The 15053-nt window shown below is 66.1% G+C and carries 18 protein-coding genes; 11 read left to right on the top strand and 7 right to left on the bottom strand.

What is annotated here, in order from left to right; genetic code table 11:
* Positions 1 to 8: 8 nt before the first annotated feature.
* The 3 genes from ACPEES_RS13895 to ACPEES_RS13885 are packed head-to-tail and all read right to left on the bottom strand — an operon-like array spanning position 9 to position 2838.
* A complete protein-coding gene (locus tag ACPEES_RS13895) occupies positions 9 to 611 on the bottom strand; it encodes a c-type cytochrome (protein ID WP_435104111.1) in 603 nt (200 codons plus the stop codon).
* Positions 608 to 1219: a cbb3-type cytochrome c oxidase subunit II gene (locus ACPEES_RS13890; protein WP_435104110.1), complete on the bottom strand. Its 612-nt coding sequence runs from the start codon at positions 1217 to 1219 to the stop codon at positions 608 to 610. The genes ACPEES_RS13895 and ACPEES_RS13890 overlap by 4 nt, the downstream gene beginning before the upstream one ends.
* The gene (locus tag ACPEES_RS13885; RefSeq protein ID WP_435104109.1) at positions 1216 to 2838 is read right to left on the bottom strand and encodes a cbb3-type cytochrome c oxidase subunit I; all 1623 of its coding nucleotides are present in this window, start codon (positions 2836 to 2838) and stop codon (positions 1216 to 1218) included. The genes ACPEES_RS13890 and ACPEES_RS13885 overlap by 4 nt, the downstream gene beginning before the upstream one ends.
* Before the next feature lie 181 nt (positions 2839 to 3019).
* On the opposite strand from ACPEES_RS13885, the gene ACPEES_RS13880 reads away from it, so the two are divergent.
* The 4 genes from ACPEES_RS13880 to arsB all read left to right on the top strand — a co-directional run bounded on the left by ACPEES_RS13880 (position 3020) and on the right by arsB (position 5520).
* A complete protein-coding gene (locus tag ACPEES_RS13880; RefSeq protein WP_435104108.1) occupies positions 3020 to 3361 on the top strand; it encodes an ArsR/SmtB family transcription factor in 342 nt (113 codons plus the stop codon).
* Complete coding sequence (locus ACPEES_RS13875; protein WP_435104107.1) at positions 3358 to 3858, top strand: ArsI/CadI family heavy metal resistance metalloenzyme; 501 nt, start codon at positions 3358 to 3360, stop codon at positions 3856 to 3858. The genes ACPEES_RS13880 and ACPEES_RS13875 overlap by 4 nt, the downstream gene beginning before the upstream one ends.
* 87 nt (positions 3859 to 3945) lie before the next feature.
* Entirely contained in the window at positions 3946 to 4383 is a 438-nt protein-coding gene (locus ACPEES_RS13870; protein ID WP_435104106.1) for an arsenate reductase ArsC, read from the top strand.
* A 39-nt stretch (positions 4384 to 4422) separates the two neighbouring features.
* Positions 4423 to 5520: an ACR3 family arsenite efflux transporter gene (gene arsB / locus ACPEES_RS13865; RefSeq protein WP_435104105.1), complete on the top strand. Its 1098-nt coding sequence runs from the start codon at positions 4423 to 4425 to the stop codon at positions 5518 to 5520.
* A 47-nt stretch (positions 5521 to 5567) separates the two neighbouring features.
* On the opposite strand, the gene ACPEES_RS13860 is transcribed toward arsB, so the two are convergent.
* Positions 5568 to 5837 (bottom strand): hypothetical protein, encoded by a 270-nt coding sequence (locus ACPEES_RS13860; RefSeq protein WP_435104104.1) that lies wholly within the window; start codon positions 5835 to 5837, stop codon positions 5568 to 5570.
* Between the two features lie 121 nt (positions 5838 to 5958).
* Between ACPEES_RS13860 and ACPEES_RS13855 the strand changes: the two genes are divergently transcribed.
* Positions 5959 to 6861, top strand: a complete 903-nt coding sequence (locus ACPEES_RS13855; protein ID WP_435104103.1) for a LysR substrate-binding domain-containing protein — start codon at positions 5959 to 5961, stop codon at positions 6859 to 6861.
* A gap of 73 nt (positions 6862 to 6934) precedes the next feature.
* Here ACPEES_RS13855 and ACPEES_RS13850 read toward each other — a convergent pair whose 3' ends face one another.
* Positions 6935 to 7369: a MerR family transcriptional regulator gene (locus tag ACPEES_RS13850; protein WP_435104102.1), complete on the bottom strand. Its 435-nt coding sequence runs from the start codon at positions 7367 to 7369 to the stop codon at positions 6935 to 6937.
* An 88-nt stretch (positions 7370 to 7457) separates the two neighbouring features.
* On the opposite strand from ACPEES_RS13850, the gene ACPEES_RS13845 reads away from it, so the two are divergent.
* From ACPEES_RS13845 to ACPEES_RS13830, 4 genes are all read left to right on the top strand, one after another.
* Positions 7458 to 7865: a mercuric transporter MerT family protein gene (locus ACPEES_RS13845; RefSeq protein ID WP_435104101.1), complete on the top strand. Its 408-nt coding sequence runs from the start codon at positions 7458 to 7460 to the stop codon at positions 7863 to 7865.
* A 3-nt stretch (positions 7866 to 7868) separates the two neighbouring features.
* The gene (locus ACPEES_RS13840) at positions 7869 to 8156 is read left to right on the top strand and encodes a heavy-metal-associated domain-containing protein (RefSeq protein ID WP_435104100.1); all 288 of its coding nucleotides are present in this window, start codon (positions 7869 to 7871) and stop codon (positions 8154 to 8156) included.
* A gap of 3 nt (positions 8157 to 8159) precedes the next feature.
* Positions 8160 to 9587 (top strand): mercury(II) reductase, encoded by a 1428-nt coding sequence (gene merA, locus ACPEES_RS13835; RefSeq protein ID WP_435104099.1) that lies wholly within the window; start codon positions 8160 to 8162, stop codon positions 9585 to 9587.
* 301 nt (positions 9588 to 9888) lie between these two features.
* On the top strand, positions 9889 to 12147 hold the full coding sequence (locus ACPEES_RS13830; protein ID WP_435104098.1) for a sensor domain-containing protein: 2259 nt from the start codon (positions 9889 to 9891) through the stop codon (positions 12145 to 12147).
* A gap of 457 nt (positions 12148 to 12604) precedes the next feature.
* Here ACPEES_RS13830 and ACPEES_RS13825 read toward each other — a convergent pair whose 3' ends face one another.
* Together ACPEES_RS13825 and ACPEES_RS13820 are read right to left on the bottom strand one after the other, a co-directional pair.
* Positions 12605 to 13330 (bottom strand): cytochrome c biogenesis CcdA family protein, encoded by a 726-nt coding sequence (locus ACPEES_RS13825; RefSeq protein WP_435104097.1) that lies wholly within the window; start codon positions 13328 to 13330, stop codon positions 12605 to 12607.
* Between the two features lie 30 nt (positions 13331 to 13360).
* Complete coding sequence (locus tag ACPEES_RS13820) at positions 13361 to 13528, bottom strand: hypothetical protein (RefSeq protein ID WP_435104096.1); 168 nt, start codon at positions 13526 to 13528, stop codon at positions 13361 to 13363.
* Positions 13529 to 13708: 180 nt separating this feature from the next.
* On the opposite strand from ACPEES_RS13820, the gene ACPEES_RS13815 reads away from it, so the two are divergent.
* The gene (locus tag ACPEES_RS13815) at positions 13709 to 14245 is read left to right on the top strand and encodes a hypothetical protein (protein WP_435104095.1); all 537 of its coding nucleotides are present in this window, start codon (positions 13709 to 13711) and stop codon (positions 14243 to 14245) included.
* On the top strand, positions 14242 to 15051 hold the full coding sequence (locus ACPEES_RS13810; RefSeq protein WP_435104094.1) for a DUF4159 domain-containing protein: 810 nt from the start codon (positions 14242 to 14244) through the stop codon (positions 15049 to 15051). The genes ACPEES_RS13815 and ACPEES_RS13810 overlap by 4 nt, the downstream gene beginning before the upstream one ends.
* Positions 15052 to 15053 lie beyond the last annotated feature (2 nt).

Genomic DNA, 15053 nt, shown 5'->3' with positions numbered 1-15053 from the left:
GAGGCGGGTTACCCCCCGGCCGACCCGTCGAATGCGGATCGCAGAGCCTCGCCCCCCTTCCAGGGGCCGGCGTCGCCGTCGAGGGCCGTGCGCACCTCGGAGACGACCCCGGCACTCACCGCACCAGCATCGTTGCCCCAGCTCGTGCGGATATGGGTCACCACCGCAGCGATCTCGGCATCCGATAGCTGGCCAGCGAAGGACGGCATCTGACCGTCATAGACCGTGCCCTGGACCTCGATGCCCCCTTGGAGACCGCGCAGCACGATCGCCGCCGCCATGCGTCCATTACCCTCCGTGACCCAGCGACTGCCGACCAGCGGCGGAAACGTGCCGGCTATGCCCTGCCCCTTTGCCTGGTGGCAGGCGGCGCAATTACCCGCATATACGGACGCGCCGCTGACCGCGCCACCATCGGCGCCGTCGCGGGCGACAATGGGCGTGCGCGCATCCCCGGCGCCCAGTGGATAGCCCGTGTGGGCGAGCAGATAGTAACAGCCCCACAGAAACAGACCGGCGATGAGCACGAACACCGCCTTCGGCACCGGACGGTCGCCTTCCTCGGGCTCCGGGTTCTCGCGCTGCCGCGCGCGCTCGCGGGGTGCGGTCATCGCTCGCCCTCCTCGTCTGCCCGCGGGATGTCGTCGGTGGCGTAAGTCCGATCCAGTGCCTTGAGATAGGCGACCAGATCGAGGGCGCGATCGGTGGCCACCACCGCCCGGCCACCACCCGGGCCGTACCCCTGCGGGAGATTGACCACCCGTTCGTTCGGGCCCGGCGCAATCACCGCCTCGAACAGATACCGGTAGGGCGGCATGATGCTGCCCGGGGCCACCGAGCGCGGGTTGTAGAGGTGCGCCAGATGCCAGTCGGCACTGGGCTGACGCGCGCCGATGTTGAGCAGATCCGGCCCCGTACGCATGGTGCCGAGCAAGTGGGGCTGATCGTAGGCGTAATCGGCGGGTGCCGACGGCCTTCCCCAGCCGCGGGCCTGGTCGGCCGACGCGAATGACCCGTCACGAGGCTGCTGGCTGTGGCAATAGACACAACCTTCACTGATATAGATCGCGCGACCGCGCCGTTCGGCGGCGGAGTAACGTTCGAGCTCTTCTGCGGGATCACTCGCGGTGACCTGCAGATACGGCATGACCACCAGCAGCAGCATGGAGAACAGCAGGATGACGGCCGCCCCGGCCATGATGGCGAGCGTGTTCTTCATGCCCGGCCCTCCTCGCGCACGCGCGCCGGGGAGAACAGCGTCGGCCCGCTAAGCGCCCGCCCCTGGCGGGTGACCGCCAGGAAGAAGTGACCCGCGAACACCAGATGGCCGAGTGTCATGAGCGTGCCTCCGAGCGACCGCGCCTCCAGATACGGCAGCGTCAGCCGCACCACGTCCATGAACGGCGTGTCGGCATCCAGCATGGCGAGGCCCTGCAGCCAACCACCCATCGTGAGCGCCACGAAATACACCGTGATGCCCGCGGCCGTGAGCCAGAAGTGCACGCTGATCAACCGCCGCGACGGCCACTCCCAGTCCGCCAGCCGCGGCACGATGAAATACACCGCGCCGAAGAGCACGAAGCTCAGGAAACCGTAGAAGCCCAGATGGGCGTGGCCCACGGTGTAGTGGGTGAAGTGGGTCACCAGGTTCACCGAGCGCAGCGCCTCCATGGACCCCTGCAGCGAGGAGACCGTGTAGCCGAGGCTGCCGAGCCAGACGAAACGCAGCGTCGGCGAGTCTTTCAGGCGATGGAAATGCCCCCACATGGTGCCGTGGTGGTTGATCGCCACGGTGATCACGGGAATGGCCATCATCACGCTCTGGACGATGGACAGCGTCACCGCCCACGTGGGTACCGGGCCGCCGACCAGGTGATGCAGCCCAACCTGGCTGTAGAACAGCGCCAGCGCCCAGAACCCGAGCAGTGACAGGCGGTAGGAGAGGATGGGCCGACCCAGTATCTTGGGGATCATGTAGTACGCCACGCCGATGCCGATGGGCGTCACCCACAGCCCCAGCACGTTGTGCGCGAACCACCAGTTCACCGTGGCGCCGGAGACGCCCGGGAACGCGCCGGGCAGGTTCGCCACCGTGAACAGCAACGGGAACCACACCAGCGCCGCCATCAGGTACCAGCTCGTCACGTAGAGATGCTCGACACGGCGGTGCCGGACGGTGAGCAGCAAGGGCACCGCACAAAGCGCACCTCCGAGCACGAACAGCAGATCGATCTGCCAGGGAATCTCCAGCCACTCCATGCCGTCCGAATAGCCGGCGCCAAGCGCCACCAGACCCGCGGCCATGGCAACGTTCCAGATCAACGCCCCCACCGTGGCGTAACGCCCACCCACCAGCGGTGTCTTGAACAGCCTCGGAATCAGCCATATGGCCACGCCGATGCCCGCCATGGCCGCCCACCCGTAGGCCACTGCGTTGAGATGCATCGGTCGCACGCGACCGAACGTCAACGCCGGTGTGTCCGCCAGCAGCTCCGGCCAGTGCATCTTCAGTGACGCCAGCACGCCGTAGAGAGAGCCAACCACGAGCCACATCACCGCAGAGCCCAGGAACGTCAGCACGGGCACGCGCGTGGATCGGTCGGCGACGTCCCGCGCGTCCAACTCCGCGGCATCCGCTTCGACCCGCCCCCTTCCCGGCTCGGCGGCCGGTGTGGCCGGATCCTCGCCCCGGCCCTCCTCGCCATGCGCGAAGATGGTGCGCGCCGCCCCCTGACTCAGGCTGAACTGGTTGTTCGCGATGGCCCAGACGAGCGCCAGCATCCCGGCGAACGAAATCACGAAGCTGACTGTGATCAGGAACGCAATGGTCGGCGGCATGCTCCCTGCCTCCGTGTGCCTTTAAGATTTAAACAAAATCCATGTTTCAATGATGCGTGTCAAACCCACTGCGTCCGCGCAACCTCACCGCGCCAGGACAGACACTCGCCTGCCTCTGCGGGCCGGCACGCAGCGGGCCTCGACGATTGATCGAATTCGACATTTCCACTATTATAGAAATATGGAAAACAAAGTTGCCGTAACCGCGCTTGCCGCACTCGCCCACGAGTCACGCCTGTCCGTCTTTCGCCTGCTGGTGGAAGCCGGTCCGCAGGGGCTGCCCGCGGGCGAGATCAGCACCCGGCTGGAACTTCCCCGGTCGTCGCTGTCGTTCCACCTCAAGGAGCTCAGCCATGCCGGTCTGGTGCGCGCCGAGCAGCGCAGCCGGTTCGTGATCTATTCCGCCGACTTCGCCGCGATGAACACGCTCATCGGCTTTCTCACCGAGAATTGCTGCGGCGGCGAATCCTGCTCCCCCGCAAGCGCCCTGGCCTGCGCCCCCACTGAAGGAGAGTCGCCATGAAACGCCTGCACGTACACGTCTCGGTCTCGAATCTCGACGACAGCGTCGCCTTTTACACGGGCCTGTTCGCCGTCGAGCCAACGGTGCTCAAGCCCGACTACGCGAAGTGGATGCTCGACGATCCCCGGGTGAACTTCGCCATCTCGACGCGTAGTGCGAAAGCGGGGCTCGACCACCTGGGGGTGCAGGTCGACTCCGATGACGAGCTCGCCGAGGTGCACGAGCGGCTCGAGCCGATGAAGGCCGGCGTGAAAGCCGAGATGGGTACCGCCTGCTGCTACGCGAAATCCGACAAGTACTGGGTGACCGACCCGCAGGGCATCGCCTGGGAAACCTTCCACAGCCTGGAAAGCATCCCCGTCTACGGCACGGGCGATGAAGACGGTGGAGACGGCGCCGCCTGCTGTGCCCCCACCACCGCGGCGGAGACGGAAACCGAAGGCTCGTGTTGTGCCCCTGCGCCGGCGTCGAAGAACACCACCGGGGCCTGCTGTTGAGCTTGTTGACCTCGAGTGCCCCGGCCACGCCGGGGCGAGCACGCCTTGCCGCCAGGGCGCTCCAACGTACGCGAAGGTGACGGACCAATGACCGAACCCGTGAAGGTACTCTTCCTGTGCACCGGCAACGCCTGCCGCAGCCAGATGGCCGAGGGCTGGGCGCGCGCCCTCAAGGCAGACGTCATCGATGCCTATTCCGCCGGCATCGCCCCCCACGGAGTCGATCCACGCGCCGTGAGCGTCATGCGCGAAGCCGGCATCGACATCACCGGGCACGCCTCGAAACACGTCGACGAAGTCGCGGACGTACCCTTCGACTATGTCGTCACCGTCTGCGACAACGCCGCCGAGAGCTGCCCCATCTTCCCGGGTCGGGTCGAGACCGTCCACCGAGGCTTTCAGGATCCCCCGGCGCTGGCGAGACAAGCCACCAACGAGGCGGAGGCCATGACGCACTATCGCCGGGTACGCGACGAGATCCGCGCATTCGTCGAAACCCTGCCCGAAGCGCTAAGGCAGCGCTGACCCACGCAAACCACCCAACACTCGGACCACCGGAAGACCATGACCAAGAACCAAGGCAACGCCGCCGTGGCGGCGACCCAGGCGCCCGATGTCGACAAAGGCATGGGGGTATTCGAGCACTACCTGTCCGTGTGGGTGGCGCTCGCCATCATGGCCGGCCTGGCACTGGGCCAGCTCGCGCCCGCCATTCCGGAGACGCTGGCACGCTTCGAGTACGCCCAGGTCTCGATTCCCGTGGCCATCCTGATCTGGGCGATGATCTTCCCGATGATGGTGCAGATCGATTTCGGCGCCATCGTCGGGGTACGCCGACAGCCCAAGGGCCTGGTGATCACCACCGTCGTCAACTGGCTGATCAAGCCTTTCACCATGGCGGCGATCGCCTGGTTCTTCCTCTTCGTGGTCTTCGAGCCGCTCATCCCGGAGGCGCTCGCTCGCGAATACCTCGCTGGCGCCATTCTCCTGGGCGCGGCGCCCTGCACCGCCATGGTCTTCGTCTGGAGCTATCTCACACGGGGCGATGCCCCCTATACCCTGGTGCAGGTCGCCATCAACGATCTCATCATGCTCGTCGCCTACGCGCCCATTGTGGTATTCCTGCTCGGGGTGAGCGATATCGCCGTGCCCTGGCGCACCATGGCGCTCTCGGTGCTGCTCTACATCGTCATCCCGCTGACTGTCGGATACCTCACCCGGGTGAGCCTCATCCGCCGCAAAGGCCGAACGTGGTTCGACGACGTGTTCCTGAAGCGTATCGGTGTGGTCACGCCCACGGGCCTGATTCTCACGCTGGTACTGCTGTTCGCCTTCCAGGGCGAAGTCATTCTGAACAATCCCCTGCACATTGCGCTCATCGCCGTGCCGCTGATCGTGCAGACGGTGCTCATCTTCGCCCTTGCCTACCGCTGGGCCCGTGCCTGGCGCGTGCCCCATTGCGTGGCGGCGCCGGCAAGCATGATCGGCGCGAGCAATTTCTTCGAGCTGGCCGTCGCGGCGGCGATCGCGCTGTTCGGGCTGCAGTCCGGCGCCGCGCTGGCAACGGTGGTCGGCGTCCTCGTGGAAGTGCCGGTGATGCTCGCCCTGGTGCGCTACGCCAACCGCACACGGGACCGGTTTCCCCAGGCCGAGAGCGCCTGAATCGCTCGCTCACGCGTTCGGGCGCCGCTGACCGCGACGGGCGCCATTCAGCCGCTTCGCCGAATGGAACGCCCGGGCGGCTGCGCCGCGCCGCCCGGGCGCGCCTGCGCGGTCCGTGCACCTGCCAGTAGACTGGTCCAGCGCCTTACTAATCCGATCACAGGGAGTGCCACGCGGAACAGCGCTCTCGCCAGTAACCGAATGGCCGCCATGGTCGCCAGTTGCCGCGCCTGGGTCTGCATCCACGTGGCCTGCACATACAGGCCACCGAGATCCCAGATATGCCGATGGGCATCACGGGAATCATATTTATTCATGGCAACGCTCCCGCCAACAGGCCTGATGTAGTCGTCATGCCCTCATATTTCGGCGAATGGGCGCATCGACTCAAACGAGATATATTGCACATGCCATGAATAGAATCGATGGGAGCCGGTCTTGGCGAGTGAATTCGGCGACCTCCCGCCATTCGCAGCGTTACGCGCCTTCGTCGCGGTGGCCCGCACAAAGCGGTTCGCCAGCGCGGCGCAAGCGCTGCATATCACGCAGTCGGCGGTAAGCCACCAGGTCCGTCAGCTCGAGGACTACCTGGGCCTGAAGCTCTTCGAGCGCAACCGCACAGGGGTCACGCTGACCGAGCCGGGCGAGCGCTACTACGACGCGGTCGTGCCCGCGCTCGAGAGAATCCGCAAGGAGACGCGGCAACTGCGCGGCCCGCAGGGCCGCCAGCGCGTGGCGATCACGACCCTGCCGGCGGTCGCCTCCATGTGGCTCATTCCCAACTGGAACTCGTTCGAGGCGCAGTGTCCGGGCATCGACCTGCAGATTCTGACCACGGCCCGAAGCGTCGATCTGCCGCGCGAGCAGGTCGATCTGGCCCTTCGCTACGGCGGCGGCTCGTGGCCCGGACTCACGGCACACCGCCTTTTCCCCGATGCACTGATCCCCGTTTGCGCGCCCGGTTATCTCGACACGGCCATTGGCGGGCACATCGAGCGTGCCCTGGCCGAAGCACGGCTGATCGTCAACGAAACCGACCCCGATGAATGGGCCAAATGGACCGCCACCGTCGGTCTGAATGCACCCGGCCTCGAAAAGGCACTGCGATTCGCGGAGGGTCACCAGGTTCTGGAGGCTGCCCAGAACGGCCTGGGCCTCGCCATGGGCCGCCGGCCGATCGTGGACGGGTATCTCGATGCGGGCTCCCTGGTGGCGCCGTTCGGACGGACCGACTCACCCACGGACGCCTGCTATCTCTGCTATCCGCGGGAACGCGAGCTCTCCGGACCGGTGCAGCGGGTTGCCGACTGGATCCGCTGGCTGGCGGCGCAGGAAACCTGAACCCCTCTCGAGGGCGTGCAATCACGGGGGCGCGAGACCGCCGGGGCCGCCGGCGCCCCCGGGCAGCTCAGCATCAAACGCCTGGCCGGCGGCAGCGGAGATCGTCCACGCCCCGATCGTCGCCGTCGAACAGCGCCTCCAGCATGGAGCAGTCAGGCGTACGCGCGCCGCTGCACTGCTCCACCACCTGCCCCATGACATCCTCCATGCGTCGCAGCTCCGCGATCTTCGCGCGAATGTCGGCAAGATGCCGCTCCCCCAGGGTCTTCACCTCGGCGCAGGTGTAATCGCCGCCGTCGATCATGGCGAGCAGCGTCCTCACCTCATCCAGAGTGAATCCCAGGGCCCGCGCCCGACGGACGAATCGCAGACGACGCAGATGGGTTCGGGTGTAGGTGCGGTAGTTGTTCGCCGTTCGTGCCGGCGCCGGCAGGATCTCCACACGTTCGTAATAGCGAATCGTTTCGATCTTGACGCCCGTTTCGGCAGCCAGCTCCCCGATACGCAAGACCCCGGACCTCGCGATGTCTTGACCCTGTAGTCACTACAGACAATAGCGTAGTTCACAGCAACCGACACGCCCAGCGGATGAAGCCATGCCATACACCGACGAGTCGACCACCACCGACGGCCGGGCGCCGACGGTGACGCACCACGACCGGACCGGGGTGCTCGCCGGCGCCAGCGTCCTGGGCGCCGTGCTCGCATCCTCATGCTGCATCGTGCCGCTTGCGCTGTTCTCGCTCGGCATCGGTGGGGCATGGATAGCGACCCTCACCGCCCTCGCCCCGTACAAGCCGATCTTCGTGGTCATCGCTGGTGCCCTGATCCTCGCCGGCTTCATCAGCATGCGCCGGCGCCAGCGCGACGCCTGTGATCTCGAGGGCCACTGCGCGAGCGCCCCGGGGAAACGCATTACCACCGTGGTGCTGTGGCTGTCGACGTTGCTGGTGATCGCCGTGATCGCTTGGCCGTATCTACTGCCGCTGCTGATGGGAGACTGAGCCATGAACCCGATGTACCGCCTTCTGCCTGCCGTCTGCCTCATGGTCATCGTGACGCCACTGGCGGTTGCCGCCGAGCGGACGGTGACCCTGGACGTCGCGAACATGTCGTGCGCGAGCTGCTCCTACATCGTCGAGCAGGCACTCAGCGATGTGCCCGGCGTCACCGCTGCCACCGCATCCTTGGAGGACAAGACTGCCACGGTCACCTTCGACGACACGCAGACCGGTATCGCCGCGTTGACGCGAACCACCGCGAACGCCGGCTACCCGGCACAGCCGCAGGAGTGAGCGATGGTCGACCGGGGAGCGAGTAGCCGGGCGTGCGAGCCTCACATCGCCGTCATCGGCAGCGGCAGCGCCGCCTTCGCGGCGGCCATTCGCGCCGCCGAGGCCGGTGCCCGAGTGACCATGATCGAACGGGACACCCTCGGAGGCACCTGCGTCAACGTTGGCTGCGTGCCTTCGAAGATCCTGCTGCGGGCCGCGGAAACCGCCCGTGCGCGGCGTCATCATCCATTCGATGGTGTACCACGCACCGGCGGCACGGCGGTCGACCGCGAGCGCCTGCTGGGACAGATTCGCCGCCGTGTCGAGGCGCTGCGGGAATCGAAATACCAGCGCGTTCTGGATGACAACCCACGAATCGAGCTCATCCACGGCCACGCCCGCTTCGAGGACGACCACACGCTGGTGGTCAGCCTGACCGCAGGCGGCGTCCGGCGACTCGCGACCGACCGGGTGCTGATCGCCACCGGCGCCTCACCCGCCATACCCCCGGTACCCGGGTTGGCCAAGACGCCTTACTGGACTTCCACGGACGCCCTGTTCCACAGCGAAGCGCCGTCGCGGCTCGCCGTGCTGGGCTCGTCGTTCGTCGCCCTGGAGATCGCCCAGGCCTATCGGCGTCTGGGTAGCGAAGTGACCGTGCTCGCCCGCAGCACGCTGCTCAGTCGCAAGGATCCGGCGATAGGACAGGCACTCCAGGCCGCCTTCGAGGACGAAGGCCTGCGCGTTCTCCCCCACACGGCGGTGGCGCAAGTGACGTTCACCGGCGGCGAATTCACCCTTTCCACGCGTCACGGCCCGATCGCCACGGACCGGCTGCTGGTCGCCACCGGCCGCACGCCCAACACGGGGGCACTGGATCTGGAGGCGGCGGACGTCGCCACGGACGAGCGCGGGGCCATCCGCGTGAACGAACGGCTGCGCACGAGCAACCCGGCGATCTACGCGGTCGGCGACTGCACGGATCTGCCCCAGCTCGTCTACGTCGCGGCGGCCGCCGGTACGCGGGCAGCGGTAAACATGACCGGCGGCGACGAACGGCTGGACCTATCGGTCACGCCTACCGTGGTATTCACCGATCCCCAGGTGGCAACAGTGGGTCTGGACGAGGGCCAGGCGCGCAGCGCCGGGATCGCGACCACCAGCCGGCGCCTGGAGCTGGAGAACGTGCCGCGGGCGCTCGCGAACTTCGACACCCGGGGTTTCATCAAGCTCGTCGCCGAAGCGGACACCGGGCGGCTCATCGGCGCGCAGGTGCTCGCGCACAACGGCGGCGAGATCATCCAGACCGCCGCACTCGCGATTCGCAGCGCCATGACCGTGCACGCGCTCGCCGGAACGCTCTTCCCCTACCTCACCATGGTAGAGGGCCTCAGGCTCTGTGCGCAGACCTTCACCCGGGACGTCTCGCAGCTCTCCTGCTGCGCCGGTTGAGATCATCGGTATCAATGAGCGTTTCGCGCAAGCTTCGTGGCTGCCGCCTACCCGCCGGCTGACGCTGGCACGCGTTCGTGATCCCTCCGCCACCCGCACTGGCAGGCCCGCAACCGGCTCACCTGTGATGACGACGTCCCGGCGGTCTCACCGGCGCGCCTGCCGCGTGCACCATGATCCCCCCTGCCTGGAACGCGAACACGTGCACATACGGTTCCCGCCGACGGATCGGCGGTCCGATTGTGATTTCGTCGGCGTGTGAAGTGTGCCTGCTACACTTCTCTGTCAGGAGGTCACGTCTATGCGCCCACTCCGCTGGCCCCCCCGCCATGTTGGCGCGCTTTGTGCCACCGTCTACGGTGTCATCGCACTGGTGAGCGTCATCGGACTCGAAGGCGCGATCGCTCAGATCACCGGAGGGAATCAGGAGCCCGTTCTCGTGCAAGCGGCGGCGGGCGTGATCTTCATCGTACTGACGGCGCCCGTCATCGGCTGGGCCGTTGCCACGCTACTGAGATGGTACGCACAGACGTACTCCGAACTCTCGCTCGTCGTCGAGCACAGCCTCGACGGCATTTTTCTCTCCGAGCCGTCGGGGCGGATCCACACCGCCAACCCGGCCGGCTGCGAGATGCTTGGTTACACCGAAGACGAGCTCAGGGCCGGCGGTCGGCAACTGTTCATGGCGGATGACGACCCCGAGCTACAGCGATTGCTGAAAAAACGCCACGAGGAGGGGCGCGTCACTGCGGAGCTGAACGTTCGTCGAAAAGATGGCTTGCTGCTGCCCGTGGAGATCAACAGCACACTGTTCCGGGACACCTCGGGAACCGTCCGCACGGTTTTGATGCTCCACGACATCTCCGAGCGACACCACGCCCTCAGGGCAGCTCGCCTCGCCCAGACCGCACTCGAGAACACCCAGGAAGGGACGGCCATCGTCGACGGCAACTGGCGCATCAAGTGGGTCAATGCCGCCTTCGAAGAAATCACCGGCTTCACCGCCAACGAGGTCGCTGACCAAACGCCGCCCTTTCGGGATACATTGAATGACGTTGACCCGAAGCGGCTGCAAGCAATCGATGCATCGCTGGAGGCGAACGGATTCTGGCAGGGCGAACTCCAATCCAGAAAAAAGGATGGCACCCCTATCTCGCTACAGGGCAGCATATCCAGAATCGATACCAGGGCCTCCACGGAAGCCAACTACCTGTGCCTGTTTGCGGACATAGGCCGGATCGAGGATTTCGAGAACCTCATCAGCCGCCTCAGGCTGTATGATCCACTGACCGGGCTACCCAACCGATCGGCCGCATTCGACGCCATATCGGAAAGGCTCACGGGGCGCCCCAGGGATGCATTGGCGGCCGTGCTGGTCATCGATATCGATTACTTCCAGGGCATTAACGAGCGTTTCGGTCACCATGTGGCCGACGACGTCCTGCGCATCGTCGCGGAACGCGTTCACGGCGCCGCCGCCGATCACGGCGTGGTTGCCCGAACCGGCGGAGATACTTTCCTGATCTTCGTGGACGAGATGGCCAGCGTCGGGCATGCCACGGGAATCGCCGATGCCCTGCGACGGGCGCTACTGGCCGAGGTGCCGGTAAACGGCGAGGCACTGCGCCTGTCCGCCAGCATCGGCATCGGGTTGTTTCCCGAGGACGGCACGGAAGCGGAAACACTGGTTCAGAGTGCGGAAACCGCACTGCGCGCGGCACGACGTAGCGGCCGCGGCGAGATCGGATTCTACGAACCAGCCCTTTACCAGGGGACCAGGACGTTTCTCGCGATTTCCCAGGCGCTTCGCGAGGCCGTCGAGAAGCGGAGCATCATCAATCACTACCAACCGATCATCGAGGCGAAAACGGGCCGGATCCACAGCTTCGAGGCGCTGGCGCGGCTTTCCGGGCAATGGCGTCACATCGGCCCCGGTGAGTTCATTCCTGTCGCCGAGGAATCCGGGCAGGTGGCCGATGTCGCGCGCCGTGTTTTCACGAATGCATGCGCCGACTACCTGCACACGTTCCAGGGATTCATGCCGGAGATCAGGATCGCCTTGAACCTCTCCGCGAAGCAGTTCGCGCAAACGGCCGCCATCCAGAAGTCCGTCGATTACCTCGAACGACTGCACATCGATCCAAGCGTTTTCTACGTCGAGCTGACCGAGAGCGTGGTCATGGATGACATGAAACTGTCCATGCAAGCCATCGAGCGCATGCAGTCGCTCGGCATCGGTGTACTCATCGACGATTTCGGCACTGGCTATTCATCGCTGGCGTACCTGAGGGATCTCCGCGTCGACGGACTCAAGATCGACAAAATGTTCGTGCAAGGGCTTCCCGAAGACTCGCGCAACGAGGCCATCGTTCGCACGACCCTTGCCATGGCGCACGAGCTGGGCCTGGAAGTCGTCGCTGAAGGCGTGGAGACCAGATTCCAGGCGGATTATCTGCGTGACCTCGGTTGCGATTTCCTCCAGGGGTTCTATTTCGCAAAGCCGGCCAGCGCGAACGAGATCATCGGCGCGCTGCCAACCCGCCGGCGAAATAGCGGCTGACCCCGGCACACAAACGAGCCCCCGCAATCGGGGCGACGCATCCCCGCCTCACAACCGCCGTCATCCGGGTATCCGGCATCCGCATGTCGTCGCATTTCCGATGCGCCCCCCTCGCCAGGGTCAGGCGCAGCGACGAGTCGTAATGGGGCTACGGCGAGGAGGCGCGACACCGTCCGGGCTAGAGCTACTAACCTTCTCAGAAGTATTGTCATGCGTCAGCCGGTCTGTGCGCCGATGGGGCAAGGCGCGAGGCGCGCCGTGTAGCCGGGCACCATAAGCGGTGAGCAACGCAGATCCCATCGGCGCACAGACCGGCCCAAAGGGAGCGCCACAGCGCCCCGGTGGCGGCGTTGCGCTCGCTTGACGTGACCCAGCCACGCCGGCGCGAACGCGTCTTGCCCCCGGGCCGCTGTGGTGCTCTGACGTATGACAATACTTCTGAGAAGATTAGTAACAACTAGGGAAGCCATTGCCCGTAGACGGCGCTCAGGTAGAGGAAGTACCCGGCGACGAACAACAGCACGATCCCACCGGCGGCCTCCACCCGGACGACCCAGGGCGCCAGCCAGCGGACGTGCTTGACGCTACCTGTCAGACTGCCGGCGATCATCACCGGGATGCCTCGGGCCAGACCGAATGTGAACAAAAGCGCCGCGCCGGCCCAAGGCGTCGCGCTCGAGGCGGCGGCGCCGAGAATCGGCAGCACGATCGGGGTACACGCAGGACAGGTCGTGAGGCCGACTGGAACGCCCAGAGCGAACCCCGCCGCGAAGGAGTGCGGCCGTGTCGTCCGAGGGCGTCGTGGTGTCGGCCAGCGCACACGGACGAGCCGCAGCATGGCGAGCCCCAGTACGACGAGAACGAGACCGATCACCAGGTACGTGAACGCCAGGTGAGTGGCGAGAGCGCGAACCACGACGAAACCAAGCAAACCGAACAGCGCACCGATCGCCGCATCCACCATCGCCATCGCGACGACGAAACCGACCGACGGCGCAAGCCCCGCCATCCACGCCCGCCCGCTCGGTGCGTCCTGTCGGCCGGCGACGAACCCCATGACGACCGAAATCAGTGGCAGCGAGCTCGGCGCCACCCCCATGAGCAGGCCCGCGAGCGCCACGGCGATGAACGCCGGCCACGAGCCGGCCGGGCTTTGCTCGAGTATGGCAATCAAATCGGGCATGGCACTCCCCCACGCACGCGCAGTCGTTGCTCACGGGACGAAGGGGGAAGCGCAGCTCGACGAGCGCACGCTGGCCACCGCGCCGAACAACAGCGACGGATCCGGCTGGTCGATGAGGCGGCAACGCCCATAGACGCGAACCGTCTCGACTCTCACGCCGGCGGCCCGTGCCGCCTTGCCAATGGTCATGCCGGACATGGTCACCTCCGCACCGCAGTATGAGCATAGCGCCCGTACCACGGTACGGCGTCAAGCACGCACCGCAGCGAAGAGCCAGTCGCCGGCAGCGCTCGTCGGATGGGTCGGGAGATCCGGGCAGTCGGGACGACGCATCGTCTATTCTTGCTAACAGTCTGTCCCCTCGGGGTGTAAGCGCCCATGTCCACCCTCCGGCTTTCCCGGATCGTCCGGGCCATGGCATTGATGGTGCTCGTCACCACCATGCCGTCTCTCACGACCGCGCAAACGGGCGACGGGCCCGTGGGCGGGCACCGGACCAGCGGTGCGCACCAGGCGCAGTTATGGCATGACGGCGACCCCGGCCAGCGGCTGCATCTGCGCGCCCGCGTCGTCGCCGATGACGGCAATCCGGTGGCCGGGGCGGAAGTCCGGCTGTGGCAGGCCGACGGCGCCGGCCGGTACCGGGAGGCACGCTACCGGGCGCAGCTCATTACCGACGGCGACGGCGAGTTCTCGGTGATCACGGCGGTCCCGGGACAGTACCGCAGAGCGAAGCACATCCACTATGTGGTCGGCCATCCGGATCACCGGTCACTGACCTCGCGCATCCTGTTCAAGGGCGATCCCCACCTTCGCCCCGGGGACGAGGCACTCGCCATTCCCCTGGAAGAGATCCGTACCAACGGCGCAATCGTGATGGTGGGCGATGCCGAGCTGGTTCTCGAATCGCGATGACGCCTCGCAACGACCCTCCCGATGGCATGGTGCGCCAACGCCATTGGCACCGGAACGTACTGGCCACAGGCCTGACGGCGATTCTCGCCGGTTCCCTGACGGCGCCGGCTGCGGCACGGCCACCGATGGCCGACGGCGAGCCGGCAAGCCACGAGTTCCACTTCACCCGCGGCATCTACGGCGCGGGGAGCGGCAACGGCTGGGGACCGCGCTGGGCCGTGGACTACCCCAAGGCGGATCAGCAGTTCCTGGTCGCGCTCAAGCGCCTCACGCTGGTGGACGCCCCCGACGCCGAGCACGCCATCGAGCTGCGCGCCGAGGCATTGCAGGCGTACCCGTTCGTCTACGTCCTTGAGGTGGGCTCGATGTCGCTCACCGACTCGGAAGTCGCCGCGCTGCGGAACTATCTGCTCGCCGGTGGTTTTCTGGTCATCGACGACTTCTGGGGGGACTGGGCCTGGCAACACTTCGAGGAGCAGATGCGCCGGGTCTTCCCCGCGCGCCGAATCGAGGAAGTGCCCATGGACCACCCGGTGTTCCACGTCTTCTACGACATCGACGAGGTCGTGCAGGTCCCGAATGTGCAGCTGGCCTCGGGCCAAGGCCCCACCCACGAACAGGGCGGCCGGGTGCCCCGCGTCCGCGGCATCTTCGACGATGACGGACGTCTGATGGTGCTCATCAACTGGAACACGGATCTCGGCGACGGATGGGAGTGGGCGGACAGCCCCAGCTACCACCTGCGGTATTCGACTTATGCCTTCAAGATCGGCGTCAACTTCGTCATCTACGCGATGACACACTGACA

Source organism: Arhodomonas sp. AD133 (assembly GCF_051195215.1).
Lineage (GTDB): Bacteria > Pseudomonadota > Gammaproteobacteria > Nitrococcales > Nitrococcaceae > Arhodomonas.
The sequence above is the reverse complement of the archived record's forward strand: the minus strand, read 5'-3'. Positions and strand labels throughout refer to the sequence as shown.

Bases quoted from the DNA above. Each gene is read 5' to 3' on its own strand.
- ACPEES_RS13820 (WP_435104096.1), bottom strand. From the start codon at position 13,528: ATGTCCGGCATGACCATTGGCAAGGCGGCACGGGCCGCCGGCGTGAGA.
- ACPEES_RS13890 (WP_435104110.1), bottom strand. From the start codon at position 1,219: ATGAAGAACACGCTCGCCATCATGGCCGGGGCGGCCGTCATCCTGCTG.
- ACPEES_RS13845 (WP_435104101.1), top strand. From the start codon at position 7,458: ATGCCATACACCGACGAGTCGACCACCACCGACGGCCGGGCGCCGACG.
- ACPEES_RS13860 (WP_435104104.1), bottom strand. From the start codon at position 5,837: ATGAATAAATATGATTCCCGTGATGCCCATCGGCATATCTGGGATCTC.
- ACPEES_RS13870 (WP_435104106.1), top strand. From the start codon at position 3,946: ATGACCGAACCCGTGAAGGTACTCTTCCTGTGCACCGGCAACGCCTGC.
- ACPEES_RS13815 (WP_435104095.1), top strand. From the start codon at position 13,709: ATGTCCACCCTCCGGCTTTCCCGGATCGTCCGGGCCATGGCATTGATG.
- ACPEES_RS13885 (WP_435104109.1), bottom strand. From the start codon at position 2,838: ATGCCGCCGACCATTGCGTTCCTGATCACAGTCAGCTTCGTGATTTCG.
- ACPEES_RS13880 (WP_435104108.1), top strand. From the start codon at position 3,020: ATGGAAAACAAAGTTGCCGTAACCGCGCTTGCCGCACTCGCCCACGAG.
- merA (WP_435104099.1), top strand. From the start codon at position 8,160: ATGGTCGACCGGGGAGCGAGTAGCCGGGCGTGCGAGCCTCACATCGCC.
- ACPEES_RS13875 (WP_435104107.1), top strand. From the start codon at position 3,358: ATGAAACGCCTGCACGTACACGTCTCGGTCTCGAATCTCGACGACAGC.
- arsB (WP_435104105.1), top strand. From the start codon at position 4,423: ATGACCAAGAACCAAGGCAACGCCGCCGTGGCGGCGACCCAGGCGCCC.
- ACPEES_RS13825 (WP_435104097.1), bottom strand. From the start codon at position 13,330: ATGCCCGATTTGATTGCCATACTCGAGCAAAGCCCGGCCGGCTCGTGG.
- ACPEES_RS13810 (WP_435104094.1), top strand. From the start codon at position 14,242: ATGACGCCTCGCAACGACCCTCCCGATGGCATGGTGCGCCAACGCCAT.
- ACPEES_RS13830 (WP_435104098.1), top strand. From the start codon at position 9,889: ATGCGCCCACTCCGCTGGCCCCCCCGCCATGTTGGCGCGCTTTGTGCC.
- ACPEES_RS13895 (WP_435104111.1), bottom strand. From the start codon at position 611: ATGACCGCACCCCGCGAGCGCGCGCGGCAGCGCGAGAACCCGGAGCCC.
- ACPEES_RS13840 (WP_435104100.1), top strand. From the start codon at position 7,869: ATGAACCCGATGTACCGCCTTCTGCCTGCCGTCTGCCTCATGGTCATC.